At 59.9% G+C, this 15,172-nt stretch carries 11 protein-coding genes; 7 read left to right on the top strand and 4 right to left on the bottom strand.

The genetic code is table 11. The annotated features are described in order from the left end of the window. Positions 1-51: 51 nt before the first annotated feature. The 7 genes from JWQ90_RS12720 to JWQ90_RS12690 all read left to right on the top strand — a co-directional run bounded on the left by JWQ90_RS12720 (position 52) and on the right by JWQ90_RS12690 (position 9,534). Positions 52-1,191, top strand: coding sequence for a spirocyclase AveC family protein (locus JWQ90_RS12720; RefSeq protein WP_299694439.1), 1,140 nt, complete (start codon positions 52-54; stop codon positions 1,189-1,191). A gap of 100 nt (positions 1,192-1,291) precedes the next feature. Then, on the top strand, positions 1,292-2,119 hold the full coding sequence (locus JWQ90_RS12715; RefSeq protein ID WP_299694436.1) for a CbbQ/NirQ/NorQ/GpvN family protein: 828 nt from the start codon (positions 1,292-1,294) through the stop codon (positions 2,117-2,119). 79 nt (positions 2,120-2,198) lie between these two features. Next, positions 2,199-3,182, top strand: a complete 984-nt coding sequence (locus JWQ90_RS12710; protein WP_299694433.1) for an aldo/keto reductase — start codon at positions 2,199-2,201, stop codon at positions 3,180-3,182. A gap of 90 nt (positions 3,183-3,272) precedes the next feature. Continuing rightward, entirely contained in the window at positions 3,273-4,568 is a 1,296-nt protein-coding gene (locus JWQ90_RS12705) for an outer membrane protein transport protein (RefSeq protein ID WP_299694431.1), read from the top strand. A 488-nt stretch (positions 4,569-5,056) separates the two neighbouring features. Further along, complete coding sequence (locus JWQ90_RS12700) at positions 5,057-7,621, top strand: TonB-dependent receptor (protein WP_299694428.1); 2,565 nt, start codon at positions 5,057-5,059, stop codon at positions 7,619-7,621. 72 nt (positions 7,622-7,693) lie between these two features. Next, positions 7,694-9,022: an OmpA family protein gene (locus tag JWQ90_RS12695; protein ID WP_299694425.1), complete on the top strand. Its 1,329-nt coding sequence runs from the start codon at positions 7,694-7,696 to the stop codon at positions 9,020-9,022. Between the two features lie 161 nt (positions 9,023-9,183). After that, on the top strand, positions 9,184-9,534 hold the full coding sequence (locus tag JWQ90_RS12690) for a DUF4286 family protein (protein WP_299694422.1): 351 nt from the start codon (positions 9,184-9,186) through the stop codon (positions 9,532-9,534). Between the two features lie 151 nt (positions 9,535-9,685). On the opposite strand, the gene JWQ90_RS12685 is transcribed toward JWQ90_RS12690, so the two are convergent. The 4 genes from JWQ90_RS12685 to JWQ90_RS12670 form a co-directional block, all read right to left on the bottom strand. Continuing rightward, on the bottom strand, positions 9,686-10,570 hold the full coding sequence (locus JWQ90_RS12685; protein ID WP_299694419.1) for a bile acid:sodium symporter family protein: 885 nt from the start codon (positions 10,568-10,570) through the stop codon (positions 9,686-9,688). 399 nt (positions 10,571-10,969) lie between these two features. Then, complete coding sequence (locus JWQ90_RS12680; RefSeq protein WP_299694416.1) at positions 10,970-11,713, bottom strand: glucose 1-dehydrogenase; 744 nt, start codon at positions 11,711-11,713, stop codon at positions 10,970-10,972. 39 nt (positions 11,714-11,752) lie between these two features. Further along, positions 11,753-14,104, bottom strand: coding sequence for a TonB-dependent receptor (locus tag JWQ90_RS12675; protein ID WP_299694413.1), 2,352 nt, complete (start codon positions 14,102-14,104; stop codon positions 11,753-11,755). A 102-nt stretch (positions 14,105-14,206) separates the two neighbouring features. Next, complete coding sequence (locus JWQ90_RS12670; RefSeq protein WP_299694410.1) at positions 14,207-15,151, bottom strand: AraC family transcriptional regulator; 945 nt, start codon at positions 15,149-15,151, stop codon at positions 14,207-14,209. Positions 15,152-15,172: the final 21 nt, after the last annotated feature.

The raw sequence follows: 15,172 nt of genomic DNA, 5'->3' as shown, positions 1-15,172 counted from the left end.
GTACGAGCACCCTTTATTTTTTCATGTGGACGAAGTGAGGAGCGAATAGAAATGGCGACGATATCTCAACCGATGCGGACCGGCGTAAGGGCCGAGCCGATCGCAGGACAAAAGAGTCAGGCAATTTTGTGGTGGGCGGGCGCCGGTGTCTTCTGTTGGCTGCTGCAGCTGTACATCTTCGGATCATGGTGGTATTACGGTGACATGAAGCGGGTTCCGCCGGGGCCGACGCCGGTACCGCAGTGGATGGATCTGGCTCAAACGGCGAACACCTGGTTCTGGGGAGCGGCCATCGTCGTGACGCTGTACTGGTGGGTTTTCAAGCCGCTGTTCAAGACCGGCAAGATGAGCGTCGACGGCATTTTTCTGCTCGGCTTCTGGGCGATCTGGTGGCAGGACGCGCTGCCGAACTACAACAATCTGCCGTTCAATTACAACTCGGCGATGTTCAATCTGGGCAGCTGGTCCTGCCATATTCCGGGTTGGCAGTCTCCGGGCGGCTGCCTGCTGGCAGAACCGCTGGCCTGGGATCTTGCGTTCTACATCGTGCTCAGCGCACTTGCCGTTATCTTCGGCACCCGCTGGATGCAAAGCATGAAATCCAGAAACCCGAACATGTCGACACCGAAGTTGTTCTTCAACTACTTCGTCGCCATCGCCATCGGTGACTTCATCGTTGAAATGATCTGGGTCGCGATGGGCCTGTATCACTACGGCGGCATGCCGAACCACCTGTCGATCCTGAACGATACGCGCTTCAAGTTCCCGATCTTCGAGCCGATCCTGATCGGTGCCTGCTTCGTCGGTTTCGCGGCGTTCTACTATTTCCGCAACGACAAAGGTGAAACCCTGGCGGAGCGCGGCCTCGACCAGGTCAACGTCAGCTCATCCGGCAAGCAGTGGCTGCGCTTCTTTGCGTTCTCGGGTGCGATCAACGCCGCGTTCTTCACGCTGTTCAGCGTTCCGCACATTCTGATCAATCTGAATGGCGACGCCTGGCCGAAGGAAATTCAGGAGCTGTCCTGGTACACGCATGGTCTCTGCGGAGCGGACACGTCCTTTGTTTGCCAGGGCAAGAACGTAGCACTGCCGCGCCGGGATGCGATCAACATCGGCCCCAACGGTGAAATCACGATGCCGGAGAACGCGCAAGTACCGCAGCTGGTTCCCTTCAAGCTGACGGTGGACTGAGCCCTGCCAGACGCCGACGCCTGGCGGACACCGTCCGCGAGACGTCGGCTGCTTACAAAAAAGCCCCACCCCAGGGCGCACAACTAAATCGAGATCGCGAATGCCTGATTCCTATCAAAGCAACGACGGCGATGAGGCGACCAGCGAGTCGATCATTCCGTTTTACCGGAGGGTCCACAACGAAACCGAAGTCTTCAAAGCGGCCTGGAAGAGCCGTCATGCGGTGATGCTGAAAGGCCCCACGGGATGCGGCAAAACGCGCTTCGTGGAGTCCATGGCGGCCGAGCTGCGCCGTCCGCTGGTTACGGTTTCCTGTCATGAAGACCTGACCGCGGCGGACCTGTTGGGCCGCTATCTTCTGAAAGGGGGAGAGACCGTCTGGATCGACGGTCCCTTGACCCGCGCCGTCCGCCAGGGCGCGATCTGCTATCTGGACGAAGTCGTCGAGGCTCGCGCCGACACCACGGTCGCGATCCATGCGCTGACCGACTACCGCCGGCAACTCTATGTGGAGCGCCTGGGCGAAACCCTGACGGCTTCACCGGAATTCATGCTGGTGATTTCGTACAACCCCGGTTATCAAAGCATCCTGAAAGATCTGAAACCTTCGACCCGTCAGCGCATGGCGTCGATCGAACTCGGCTTTCCGCCTGCCGACATCGAACTCGAGATTCTAATCAAGGAAAGCGGCGTGGATCCGAAAGTCGCCGACGATCTTGTGCGTCTCGCCGGCGCGATCCGCACGCTGGACATCGCCGGCCTGCCGGAAGTGTCCTCCACGCGTTCCTTGATTGCCGCGGCCGACCTGATTCGCGCCGGCCTCCGCCCTCGTGAAGCCGTGGAGGCCGGCATGATCGGCCCGCTGTGCGACGACCCGGCGATCACTGCCAGTTTGATGGAAATGGTCGACGTCTACATCACGAAGTGAGTCCGCGCTGTCGGTTGCAAGTCGAGCATGCGCCGATGGCAGCGTCTGGCAACGATCTGGGGTTCGGGGAGAGGCAGACGTGATCGAAAGGCGAAAGCTAGGAGCGGGTGGCCCGGAAATGGGGCGCATCGGCTATGGCGCGATGGTGCTGGAAGGCTACTACGGGCCATCCGACGACAGCCAGGCCGTCCGCACGATACACAGAGCGCTCGATCTCGGCGTATCGATGATCGATACCGCCGACTTCTACGGCAATGGTCACAACGAAGTCCTGGTCGGAAGCGCGTTGAAGGGTCAACGCGACCGCGCCTTCCTGTGTACCAAATTCGGCATCGTCTCCGACGAGTCCGAAAGCGGTTCGGAACTGATGACGGGCAGGGGCTTCCCGCTGAAGATCAATGGCTCCGCGAGCTATGCCGGCAGAGCCCTTGACGCCAGTCTCCGCCGACTCAAAACCGATTCCATCGATCTCTGGTACCTCCATTATCCCGACCCGGCAACGCCGATCGAGGAGACGGTGGATGCCATGGCCGCCGCAGTGCGTGCCGGCAAGGTTCGCTATCTGGGTCTCAGCAACGTTAGCGCCGAGCAGGTCCGGCGCGCGCATGCGGTTCATCCGATTGCCGCAGTCCAGTATGAATATTCGCTATGGCGCCGCGAAGCCGAACGGGATCTGCTGCCGAGCTTGCGCGAACTCGGTATCGCTCTGGTCGGCTGGTCACCGCTGGGTAGCGGATTTCTGGCCGGAAACACCGATACGCCGCAGGTCAATGACGTTCGCAACGGCGATCCGCGATACAGCCAGCAGAACCTGACGGTCAATCGGGACCGGTTCGCGCCCTTGTCCGACATCGCCGCCGAACTGGGGATCACCAATGCGCAGCTGGCTTTGGCTTGGTTGCTCCATCAGGGAGCGGACATTTTCCCAATTCCGGGAACGCGACGCGAAGAGCGCGTTCTCGAGAACACGAAGGCGGCGAGTGTGCATTTGAATGCCGGGGTTCTGCAGAGAATCGATGGCCTCGCTCGTATAGGGACCGCCAGCGGCGGCACGCTGCTGTGACGTAAGCGCAGCAAGTAAGCGATCGAGCTGTGACGGGCGCCAAAGAAGGCCTGCGTTGTTCGATATCTGGACATAAAGGGGAAGGAATCAATGAAGCTTTCCGAACGCGGCCTGCGATTCCGGGTCGCGATCACCTGCGGCTTGGCGCTGATGCCCGGCGTCGCTCCGGCCGGAAACGGGCTCAACGATATCGGTTACGGAGCAGAATCCAGCGGAATGGGCGGCGCCGATCTCGCGGTTTCGCGCGATACTTCTGCGCTCAATCTCAATCCGGCGGGAATGACGCAGATCAAGACTCAGCGCTTCGATATTGATGTCGAGCCTTTCTACTACGTCGGCAACCGACACGGCGATCAATACGGCAACAACGAGAAGGTCAGCAACCCGTTCTCGGTGATCGCCAGCGGCGGGTATGTTCGGCCGAATGCCGATGGCAGGATCGTCGCCGGCATCGGTTTCTTCGTGCAGGGAGGAGTCGGTTTCAGCTACGAGAATCTGAATACCGCCTTCGGGTCTCAAGACGACATCTCCGCCGCGTTCGGATCGTTCAAAATCGAGCCGGGCATCGCATGGAAGGCGAGCGAACGCCTCAGCATCGGCACCTCGTTCGGACTCACCTATTCGATGGCTCGCGAAAAGTTTTTTCCGGACACATCGTTTGCCGATCCCAACGGAGAGGCGGGTTTCTTTGGCTTTCGAGCCGACGGAATGGCGGGCTGGTCGACTAACGGAAAGCTCGGACTTCAATATCGGCTGGGCGAGCAATGGGTGCTGGCTGCCGCCTATACGAGCAAAACGCCGCTCAAACTCAAAGGGGGCGACGCCACCTTCAACTACGACGCGATCGGCCAGGGCCGAGTCGTCTACCGGAACGCATCTCTGGCCGGCCTGGCGATCGCGCAGGAGGCCGGGGTCGGGATCTCGTTCAAACCCAGCGAGTCGTGGCTGCTTGCTGCGGACGTGAACTGGGTGGACTGGTCGAGTTCGATGAAGACCTCCACGCTGCTCGCATCGAACCCGGACAATCCGAACGTGCCGCAGAACCTTATGCTCGCTTCGGCCTTGGACTGGCGCGACCAGTACGTCGTGGCGGCGGGCGCGGCGTACAAGCTGGATGGCGATACGACGATTCGTTTCGGCTACAACTACGGCCGGAATCCGGTTCCGAAAGACACAACCAATCCGCTGTTCGCCGTTACCACCGATCGCGCGTATGCGGTAGGTTTTACGCAGGAACTCGCGAAAAGCTGGGAGTTCTCCGCCAGCGCGTACTACGAGCCTCCGGTCAAAGTCACCTATACGAACACACAAGCGCCTTTCGGCGTCGACGCGCATAACCGATGGGAAGCTATCGTCATGCAGTGGGTGCTCAGCCATCGTTGGTGAGCTTCACGCAAGCGGCGTTTTCGTTGCGGCTGATGCGTTGCGGAGCGAATCTCAAGGCCCGAAAAAATCTTGACAGCCGGATCACATTAATGGATAGTCACCAAAACCAAACGGTTGGTTCGTAATCAGCTAAACGGTACGAAAGTAGTCGCTGAGTTTTCGCTCGAGCAAACGAGCGAAGCATTCGGCTTATCAAATAGTAGGTTGAAGTACATAAAAAATAAGGCATGGCCAACGGCTACATGCTGCGGCGGAGGAGGGGATTCAAATGGTGTAGTGGATTGTGAAGTCCGTCTTGAACCCGTTCTGCGCAACGAGCCGCAAAGCTCCGGCGCAACGCTCGGGACCATGTGTCGATCTTGACGGTCTGGCGTAACGCAAGACGCCGATGTGCGAGTCGGACCGGTCCGCCATTCGTTTCTTGACCACACGAAGAACCTAAAACATTCAGGGCATGGCTCAGTCGTGCTTCTGGGAGGGGAGTCAAAATGCTACGACACGTTGCGTTGGCCAGTTTTGCTGCACTCGGCGTTGTGGGGCCTGCTTACGGCCAGGAAAGTGGTGGCGATTTGGGTGTGCAGCCCGGTGCACCCGAGCAGGCGCCGGCGGCTGTCGCCAGCGATCCGCCCGCTCCGGCTCCGGCTGTCAGCGCTGCACCGGCCGACGTGCCTGTTGCCGGTGCCGAGCCTGCCGCGGTCGGTGTCTCTCCGGCAGAACCTCAACAGGCCGAGGCGCCTGAGGCCGCGCCCGCGTCGTCCGGCAACCGCATGATCGAGGAAGTGGTTGTCACCGCTCAGAAGCGTGAAGAAAACCTGCAGGCGGTGCCGATTTCGATTCAGGCGTTCGGTGCTGCTCAGCTGGATGCCAAGGGCATCGAAGAGCCCAGCAAGCTCGCGCTCGTAACTCCCGGCCTCCAGTACAACACCCTGGTTGGTTATACCTTCATCTACATCCGGGGCGTGGGCTCGGATACGTTCATCCCGTCGGCGGACTCCAGCGTCGCCACTTACATCGATGGCATCTATTACCCATTCGGTTTCGGTCTGGCCTCATCGCTGGGCAGCGTCGAGCGCGTAGAAGTGCTGAAGGGGCCGCAGGGCACGCTGTTCGGGCGAAACTCTTCGGGCGGCGCCATCAGTATCATCACCAAGCAGCCCGATCCGGGTGGGGTGCTCGAGACCTCGATCACCGCCAGTCGAGAAAGCTACGACAGCACGCATTTACGCGCCTTCACCAACATCCCGGTGAGCGAATCCTTTGCGGTGTCTTTGTCCGGCCTGTATTACCACGAAGACAGCTTTTACAAGGAAAACGACGACCCCGCGCATGCCGGCCCGATGGCACCCGAGATTTCACAGGGATACTCGGCGAAAGCCGGTTGGGAGCCTATTGAGGATTTGAAGGGGATCTTCGGATACACCTACCTGAACACCCAGGGTTCATATGGCGCCTTGCTTCCTGCAGGTGATCCGACGCCGCTCGGTACGGCGCTGGGTGTGAGGGCATCGCCGGACTATGTCAACGGCGACAACACCGGTGAATACATCAATATTCATTCGCGCGTGTTCAATACGGACCTCAAGTACCACTGGGACTATTTCGACACGCGCTTTCTCGGCGCCGTTCAGGAAATCGAGCCGGCCAAGGTCAGAGTCGACTACGACGGATCAAAACAGCCGCTTGTGTCGTTCGAGACTACCGGACAGTTCGCGCATGTGAAGACCGCAGAACTTCAGTTTATCTCGAACGAGTCGGCACCCGACTGGCTGCAGTTGGTTGGCGGCATTTACTACATCAAGAGTTCCGCTGGCTACAATTCGATTGAGTTCAATGTGGGCAACGGCGTGCTCGACTATCTGGCGGACCCGCTCAACGGGCTGACATCGCCGGTCGTCGACCTGCTGGAGAACTTCCCCAACCTGGCGGACCCGGGCAATCCGCTGAATATTCTGGATCTGATCAACGGAAATCCGAACGACAATGGCGTTGCCACCGTCGTGCTGAACGGCATTCTGGACACCCAGTCCATCGCCGGCTATTTCCAGGGTACCGCCGAGCTGACCGACAAGATCGCTTTGACGCTCGGCGGTCGGTACCAGGAAGAAACGCGCGATCTGGTAGCGTCAAAAGTTCTCGTGCGCAATCCGCTCAATCGGGACCAGCTGATCCCGGGTCTTTCGTTCGCACCGCAGTCTGCCAAAACATCCAACTTCTCGCCGAAGGCGGTGTTGGATTACAAGTTCAGCGATGAGCAGCACGTTTACGGCTCCTTCAGTCAGGGCTTCAAGAGCGGCACGTTCAACATCATCGCCATCACGTTCCCGCCTTCGTACGTACCGCCTGAAAAAGTTACGGCCTACGAACTGGGATACAAGGCGACGCTGCTGGATGGCGCGCTGCGCTTCAACACGGCCGTTTTCCAGAACAATATCGACGATCTCCAGGTCGGCATCGTGTCGCTTACCAGCGGTGGCGTGACCGATTTCGAAACCGCCGGCAAGGCCAAGATCACGGGTGCCGACTTCGATGCAACCTGGCAGGTATTGCCGGACAGCCTGCCCGGCCTGGTGCTGACCGCGGGCGGCGCCTACTTGCATGGCCGCTATACCGATTACCCGAACGGCAGCGGCTTCGACGACACCACGGGCCTGTTCTACGGAGGCACCGGGTTTATCGTCGGCGGTGGTGTCACTCCCGGGCGCGATTTCACCGGCAACAAGACAGTACGTACGCCGACCTTGTCGGGGAACATCAGCCCGAGCTACGCATTTGATCTTGGCAACGGCCAGTTGGAATTCACCGTCGACGCCTACTACAGCAGCGGCTTTTACTTTGCCGCGTCGAATAGCGAGAAGACCAAGCAGGATTCGTACACGATACTCAACGGCCACATTGCCTATTACTACGAGCCCTGGAAGACGCGTATCACGCTGTTCGGCAACAACCTGACCGATCAGAAGTACTACCAGACGATTCAACAGTTCGATTTCGACACCTCGAAAAAGCTGTCCGCACCCGTCACCTACGGCCTCCGGCTGCAGTGGGATTTGTAGTCGGCTGGCCCTGATAGGTGGCAAGACTCCATTCCAAGACTTCAACCATTCTGCGGTGCGAGGGGACGGTACGTGAACAATCATCCATACAAAGTTATCGGGTACGTGATGCTGGCCGCTTCGGCCTGCGCAGCCCAGTCGACCAGGGCGGAACAGCAGGATGTTTCCGAAGACGTCTTCTACAACGGCGGCTACGTTGCGCCGATGGCGACGGTCGGCATGACCGTCGGTGCCGGCGAACTGGGAACCCGCCTCGGCGGGACCCTGGTGCCGGGTTATCGGGCCGACTACTACGCAATCGAAGCCCGCGGCTTCTTCACCCAGTCGATGAGCAGCGGCTCGGACGCGGAAGTGTCGGGTGGCTTGGTCGACGGCTTGCTGTTTCCCTTCCGCCTGTCGGAATCCAAACCCAGCGAGAACTCGTTTATCGGTCGCATGATTTCCAACAGCTACGTGCTGCTGGGAGCCGGTGGTATCAGCATCAAGAATTATCCGGACGTCGATGCTTCGCTGAGTGCGAAGATCGTCCAGGCCGGCATCGGCGACATCATTCCGTTCAAAGTGTCACGATATAAGTTCGGCTTGAGGATCGAGGCGCTCTATCAGTATGGCGAGCGCACGCGAGACCCGGACGAACTCACCAATAGTCGGCCGGATGTCGATGCGCCGCTGCATTTCGGCGACGTCATCTTCAATCTTGGTCTGCATCTTCCCTTCGGTCTTGAACCGATTCCGGAAGCGCCGCCGGAACCCGCTCAGATCGTCGCGCCGATCGTACCGTCGGATAGCGATGGTGACGGCGTTGCCGACGCGCTCGATATGTGTCCGGGCACGCCGGCCGGCACATCTGTAGACAGCAGGGGTTGCCCGCTGCCGCTGCCCCCGCCGCCCTGCAAGACGCCGGAACCGGGCGCAAAAGTCGATTTGCGCGGCTGTACGGTTGGCGACGTCATCGTGCTCCGCGGTGTCAACTTCGAATTCGACAAGGCACGCCTGACCGTCAATGCCGAAACGATACTCGAAGGCGTTGCCTCTGAGCTGATCGCGCGACCGGACATCAAGGTCGAGGTCTCGGGACATACCGACAGCAAGGGTTCGGATTCCTACAATCAGGAGCTATCAGAGCGCCGCGCTCAATCCGTCGTCGACTATCTGACGGCCCATGGCATCGATGCCGCCCGGCTGACATCGAAAGGCTTAGGCGAGACCCAGCCGCTTGCCGACAACGATACCGACGAAGGTCGCGAGTTGAACCGCCGTGTCGAATTGCGCATCACCGAGAGCGCCGATCCTGCGACGCTCGTGACGCCGGCGACGGGACCTGCGGCGGAAGCGACGCCGACGGAGGCTCCGCTGGATGCTGCAGCGCCGGAGCCGGCCGAGCTTCCGGCGACGCCCTGAATGAAGTCGTTGCTGCCCTCAGGTCGCGCTTGCGCGGGCAGCCCGACCTGGTGGCGAAGCACCGCGGCTAGTCTGATGGCGGCCCCGCCATGCCGGGGATGCCAACTCCGAACATCTTCGCAATATCGCGCGTAGGAAATCTGGCTGAGGAGTAGTAAACGATGAAATCGGGAAAAAAGACGCAAACGGCCTACCTGATCGCGTTCACGAATCCCTTGCCCGGCAAGGAAGACGAATACAACCAATGGTATGACAAGGTCCATCTGAAAGAGGTCGTTGCGATCGACGGCTTCATCTCGGGGCGCCGCTTCAAACTGGCGCCGCATCAGATGGGCGGCGCGGAACACCAATACCGGTACATGGTCATGTACGAAGTCGAAAGCGGGAAATCGAAAACGATCATCGAAAAGCTGGTCGCGACGATGCCCGGCATGAGAATTGATCCCGTGGTCGATCTTGCGGAAAGCCCGAATTTTCTGGTCGAATCGATTGGCGATCGCTACTTGAAGTAAGGTGACCTAAAACTTCCATTCGACGCGCAGTCCATAGCGCGTACGGTAGGCGAGGTTGCTGTGGACGCCGAAGTCGGTCTAGAAGAGCCCGACGTGTTGCTGCCGGACACCGAAATAATGGCCTGCGAGATTGAAGATCTGCTCGGAAAGCTCACGATCGCTTAGATGGTGGAGTGGAGGCGGGATCGCCACGATTGATGCGATTGACCACCAATATGAAACACGCCGCGACGAAGGGCATGATCGTTCCGTAAAGGGCCGCCGGTACTGCCATGTCGGCGTTGCCCAGTAGCTGCGGACTGGAGCCAATAGTGATGGCCAGCGCTGCGTTATGCAGACCAATCTCGATGCTGATCGCAATGGCCTGGCTTCGACCCAAGTGCATCAGCCGTGGGACCGCATAACCGACGACCAGACTGATGATATTGAGCAAGAGAACCGCCATACCCAGGATCGCGAAGTGCTTCGCGAGGGTGTCCCAGCCCGTCACCAGCGCGAGCACCCCCACTGCCAGCACTACAATGCCGGCAATGAGTTTTACAGGTCCACGCAGACGCTCCGCCCGATGTGGAAAGCGGTGGCGTAGCAGCATGCCGATGGTCACCGGGGCAACGATGATCGCGAAAAGCTGTATGACCTTGCCATACTGCAACGGGATCGTGCGGCCCTCGTCCATGAAGTAGCTCATCGATAAGGCAACGATCAAGGGCAGCGTCACGATCGACAGCACCGAGTTTATCGCCGTGAGTGTCAGGTTCAATGCGAGATCGCCGTCAGCCAGGTGGCTGAAGATATTTGCGAACGCTCCACCGGGAGCCGCGGCCACCAGCATCAGGCCGACGGCCAGTGCCGGAGGCAGCGAAAAAAGATTGGCGATCAGAAAGCAGATGGCCGGCAGTACCACAGTCTGACAAAACAGAGCAACCATGATGGGGCGCGGAATCTGGGCCGCGCGACGGAAGTCAGCCAGCGTCAGCGAAAGCCCGAGGCTCAGCATCACGACACCGATCACCAATGGGAAAAACTGAGTATTCATACCTTGGAGGTCTCTCTAGGTCTGCGACGAGGAGTCGAGCAGACTGTCGACACGCTGAAGCCTGGTTTGCTCAATCCGCACCGGCTTTGTTCCAGCCGCCTGATCTGGGCAGCCATGAGCCGGCGAGAAAAGTCGACGACTTCCTGTGCGAGATGATGGTTGTTGTCGCGACTCGTCATCAAGGTTCTCGTGCACACTGTTCGGGTGCCCGCAAGATCCGCGCTGGAGTGGGAATCGGCAACGTCGCAAACCGAAGCTCGAGTATCTCGCCGTAAAACCGCATAAACCCGCTGGACGTCGCCCCGTAGCCGGGCTCCGCTGTCGAAAGTACGTCCGCCAGCCCCTGGACCCGCTTTGCTGCGCGGGGCACGATCGCAATCTTCCCGCGCTTGTTTTGCGCTATTGGCAGGTCAGGCCGCCATCCACGACAAATTCGGCCCCGGTCGAGAAGCGCGCTTCATCCGATGCCAGCATCAGCACGATGCTGGACACTTCGTCGGGGTCGCCCATGCGATGCGCGGGCGTCGCCGCAACGACGCCCGCGAGCAGGGCTTCGCTTTCCGGGCCCGGTACGGCCATCAGTGTGCGGATGAATCCGGGATGGATCGAGTTGACGCGAATGTTGTAGGGCGCGAACTCGATCGCAGCGGTCTTGGTCATGCCGCGCACCGCAAATTTGGACGCGACATAGGCCAGGCACTGCGGAACGCCGACCAGCCCCGCGCTCGACGAAATGTTGACGATGGAACCGCCGCCGGCGCGCTTCATCGAAGGCAGCACGGATTTCATGCCGAGAAATACCGATACCTGATTGATGTCGATAATGCGCCGGTAGTCCGCCTCTTTTAGCGTTTCGAGTGCCCCCCAGCTTGCGATGCCGGCGTTGTTCACCAGCACCGACACCGGGCCGAAGGCAGCTTCGGTGTCGCTGACGATCTGCTGCCACTGCGCTTCACTGGTCACGTCCTGGTGCAGGTAGCGGGCATTGCCTCCGAGCGCTCGCGCCGTCGCCTCGCCTTCCGCGTCCAGCACGTCGGTCAGCACGACCTTGGCACCCTCTGCGACCAGGCGGCGCGCATGGGACGCGCCCATGCCGCGCGCAGCGCCGGTGACGATGGCAACCTTGCCGCCGACTCTGCCCATGATCATCGGCTCCTGTCGCGTGATGCTTGTGAGCGTCAATCAGGAACCCCAGGCTGCCGACAGACGAATGCCGTAGGTGCGCGGTTCCAGCACTTGATCGGCGATCCCGAAGCCTGCCGAGGTGTTACGCAGCGCGTAGATCTTTTCGTCGGTGGCATTGTTGACATAGAAGCCAATCTTGTACGCCGTCAGCCCCAGGACATTGGATTGGATGTGCGCGGGTTCGACATACCCGGTGACGTTCACGAGCGTATAGCTCGGCTGATAGTCGTTGCCCAGCGGACCGCCGGCGTCGGGATAGAAATCGTAGCGGGTTGTGTAGCGCGCGACGGTACTGAAGTTGCCGGTCCAGGAGTCACCCAGCGGCAAATGGATATCAAAACCCAGCGAGCCGGTGAAGCGCGGGGCTCGCGGCGGCGTCTTGCCCGTCAGATCGGCGGTGCCCTGAACCAGGCCCACCTTGGGATCGCCATTCGGGTTGGCCTCCGTCGCCGCCTGCTGGCAGGCCGGGCCATAGGTCCCGGTGTTGGGGTCGGGGCATGGATAGACCACGGATGCGTCGGGATAGGAATCGTATTCCGCATGCAGATAAGCGGCATTGCCGAATACGTTCACCCAGGAGGCAAGCTTGTAGCTGCCATCAAGCTCCCCGCCATAGCCGGTGGACTTCGCCGCGTTCTCCAGGTGCTGCCCGCCCTCCGCGTTGTTGACGGTGTAAACCTGGATGTCCGAGTAGTTGTAGTAAAAGCCAGCCAGATTGGCTCTCAAACGACGATCGGGAGAAACGTATTTGGCACCGACCTCGTAGTTGTCGATCAACTCCGGATCAATCACCGGCGGCGGCGCGAACGTCGGCGTGTTGAAGCCGCCGGCCTTGAAGCCGCGATTCCAGCTGGCGTAGACATTGACCGGGTCGAGGTCGTAAGCAACGACGACGCGCGGCGTAAATTGGTAGAACTTCGCGTCTTTGGTGAATTCCATCGGAGTTCCAGGCGGTGCCAGGGCCAGGTTGGCCGCAAGGTTTTCCTTGCCGGTAAGCTCTCGATCATCCATGGTGTAGCGGCCACCGAAAGTGAATTTCAGCTTGTCGATGGGCGTCACATAAAGCTCGGCAAATCCCGCCACTGATTCCGTGACGATGTCGTCGTCGGCATACGGATACCCACCGGGGACATCGGCCAGGGCGGCGAAGGCGGCACCGGTCAGCAAGGTGGTGTCGTAACTGTCGTCGTGGTTGTAAGACAGCCCGACCAGCGTGTTGAACATTCCATCCCACTTCGATGCCGCCTGAAGCTCTTCGCCCCAGGTTGTCCCGCCGTTGACCGCCCCATAATCGAAAAATGGAAAACTCGCGAAGCCCTGATTGACCGTGACCGAGGTTTTGTCATGGCGATAGGCGGTGACGCTGTTGATGTCGTAGGTGTCGCCGTTATAAGTCAGATGGACATTGCCGTTCGCCGCCGTCGTCAGGAAAGGCTTCGCTGTATCGGGTTGGGCAACATCATAAAAGCCCGAAACCGGCGGAGGGGGGGCCGGCACAAACAGGCAGGCGGTGCAGTAAGGCGCGGGCGCACGCTCCGCCAGCGCATTGTGGAAGTCGTCCGCCTTGTAGTATTCCCCTGTGAACACCGCGGTGAACTTGTCCGTCGCTGCCCATTTCACTTTGCCACGAACGCTCGTGCTCCCCCGCCCTCCGAGTTCGTCACCATTCAAAACATTGTTGATGTATCCCGCTTGGCTGGAGCCTCGGACGGCAAGACGCAGCGCAACCGTGTCCGCCAGTGGTACATTGGTCACCGCCTCGCCGACCCAATGCCGGTAGTTCCCAACCTCCGCCGTGCCGGTCGCCGAGTATTCATTCAATACTGGATCGGCCGTCGTATAGAGCAGGGCACCGCCGGTGGCATTGCGCCCCCACAACGTGCCCTGCGCACCCTTGATGACCTGGACGTCGGCCATATCGAACATGTCGGTGAGTTGGGCGATCGCTCGCGGGACGTACGCACCATCGACATAGGTTGCGACCGCGCTTTCGATTCCGGGCGTTGGATTGGACGTGCCGACACCGCGAATGAAGGGTTGCGCGTAGTTGTAGCCGGACTCGAAAGTCAGGCCGGGCGTGATGATCTGCACATCTTTAACCGTTACGAGATTCAGATCCTCAATCTGCTGGGGCGATATCGCGGTGACGGAGATCGGAACATCCTGCAACTTTTCACTGCGACGCTGTGCTGTGACAACGATCTCTTCTATGTCGCCGGTTCCCGGCGGCGTGGCCTCTGGACTGGGCACACTGTCGGTCTGGCTACGCACCGGGGCAGAAATGCATAAAGCCATCGCGGCTGCGCTTGATGACACCAGATAACGGCGAACATTTCCTGCGGATTTCATGGCTTCCCCCAACACTTGGAACAACTTATTAATTTTTTTTTGCGGCCGATACCCAGATCAATCCGGGAGGCCGCCGATTGATGAAGCTCAGACGACTACGGCTCAAGCTTTCACGCTGTTTCCGGCATCGCTCAAGCCGATGGAACGAGCCGCAAGCTCGCGTGGCGATACACCAAAGCGCGCCCTGAAGGCCCGGCAGAGATGCGAGCGGTCGGCGAAGCCGCAACGGGTGGCGACATCGTGGGCGTTTTCGCCTGCGAGCAACAGCTTGTGCGCCAGATTCAGGCGCAGTTCCACAACGTAGGCCCAGGGCGTCATGCCGGTGGATCGTTTGAACTCGCGCGCAAAGTGCGCTGTTGACAGCCCGACGCGGGCCGCCATCGCCTCCACTTTCAAAGCGCTGCCGATGTTTTCATCCAGCCAGGCCTTCAAGGCCTTTATTTGATGGGGCGCAATGCCGCCGTAATGCAGCAAGGCCGGCGCCGGCGCTCCCTGTCGGCAACCGAGGGCGAACACGAAGGTATGAATCAGCGAAGTCGATAGTGCCTTGTTCAGTGCCGTGCGCGGGTCTCCGTCGCAGATCTGGCTGACCAAGGCGGCGAGTAAATGCGACAGCAGCTTGTCTTCGACGACGTGTCCGGCACGCAATTCGTGATGCTGTCCCATGACGGAATCGAGGAACTCGCCGTCGATGACGACGCCCGCCCAGCGCGAAAAACTCGAGTGCCGCGCAGAAAACGGCGTGCCTTCCGGATGTATCCACAGCGATCGAGACGGCATGATCGTTTCGGACCAGCCGCCTGCTGCGTTTCGTCTGCCGATGACCATGGACTCGTCATTGAGCTGAATGCCCACATAGTGGCCATCCACCATCAGCTCATCGCCGTCATATCCGATGTTGGTACAGACCTCCAGGTGCAGCCCCTGCCAGCCGAGCCCGTCGGAGGATGCGATCACTTTGGCGTGATTGGGGTGCAAGGACGCGATCCGTTCGATGGAATCATCGGGACGCACCTCGGCTTTCGGGCGATTTGCTAAAGACACCATGCTTCTCTCTCCATCGCTTTC

Origin of the sequence: Hydrocarboniphaga sp., assembly GCF_028291725.1 — a bacterium.
In the GTDB taxonomy this organism is placed as follows: domain Bacteria; phylum Pseudomonadota; class Gammaproteobacteria; order Nevskiales; family Nevskiaceae; genus Hydrocarboniphaga.
The sequence above is the reverse complement of the archived record's forward strand: the minus strand, read 5'-3'. Positions and strand labels throughout refer to the sequence as shown.

Bases quoted from the DNA above. Each gene is read 5' to 3' on its own strand.
- JWQ90_RS12705 (WP_299694431.1), top strand. From the start codon at position 3,273: ATGAAGCTTTCCGAACGCGGCCTGCGATTCCGGGTCGCGATCACCTGC.
- JWQ90_RS12675 (WP_299694413.1), bottom strand. From the start codon at position 14,104: ATGAAATCCGCAGGAAATGTTCGCCGTTATCTGGTGTCATCAAGCGCA.
- JWQ90_RS12680 (WP_299694416.1), bottom strand. From the start codon at position 11,713: ATGGGCAGAGTCGGCGGCAAGGTTGCCATCGTCACCGGCGCTGCGCGC.
- JWQ90_RS12715 (WP_299694436.1), top strand. From the start codon at position 1,292: ATGCCTGATTCCTATCAAAGCAACGACGGCGATGAGGCGACCAGCGAG.
- JWQ90_RS12685 (WP_299694419.1), bottom strand. From the start codon at position 10,570: ATGAATACTCAGTTTTTCCCATTGGTGATCGGTGTCGTGATGCTGAGC.
- JWQ90_RS12670 (WP_299694410.1), bottom strand. From the start codon at position 15,151: ATGGTGTCTTTAGCAAATCGCCCGAAAGCCGAGGTGCGTCCCGATGAT.
- JWQ90_RS12720 (WP_299694439.1), top strand. From the start codon at position 52: ATGGCGACGATATCTCAACCGATGCGGACCGGCGTAAGGGCCGAGCCG.
- JWQ90_RS12700 (WP_299694428.1), top strand. From the start codon at position 5,057: ATGCTACGACACGTTGCGTTGGCCAGTTTTGCTGCACTCGGCGTTGTG.
- JWQ90_RS12690 (WP_299694422.1), top strand. From the start codon at position 9,184: ATGAAATCGGGAAAAAAGACGCAAACGGCCTACCTGATCGCGTTCACG.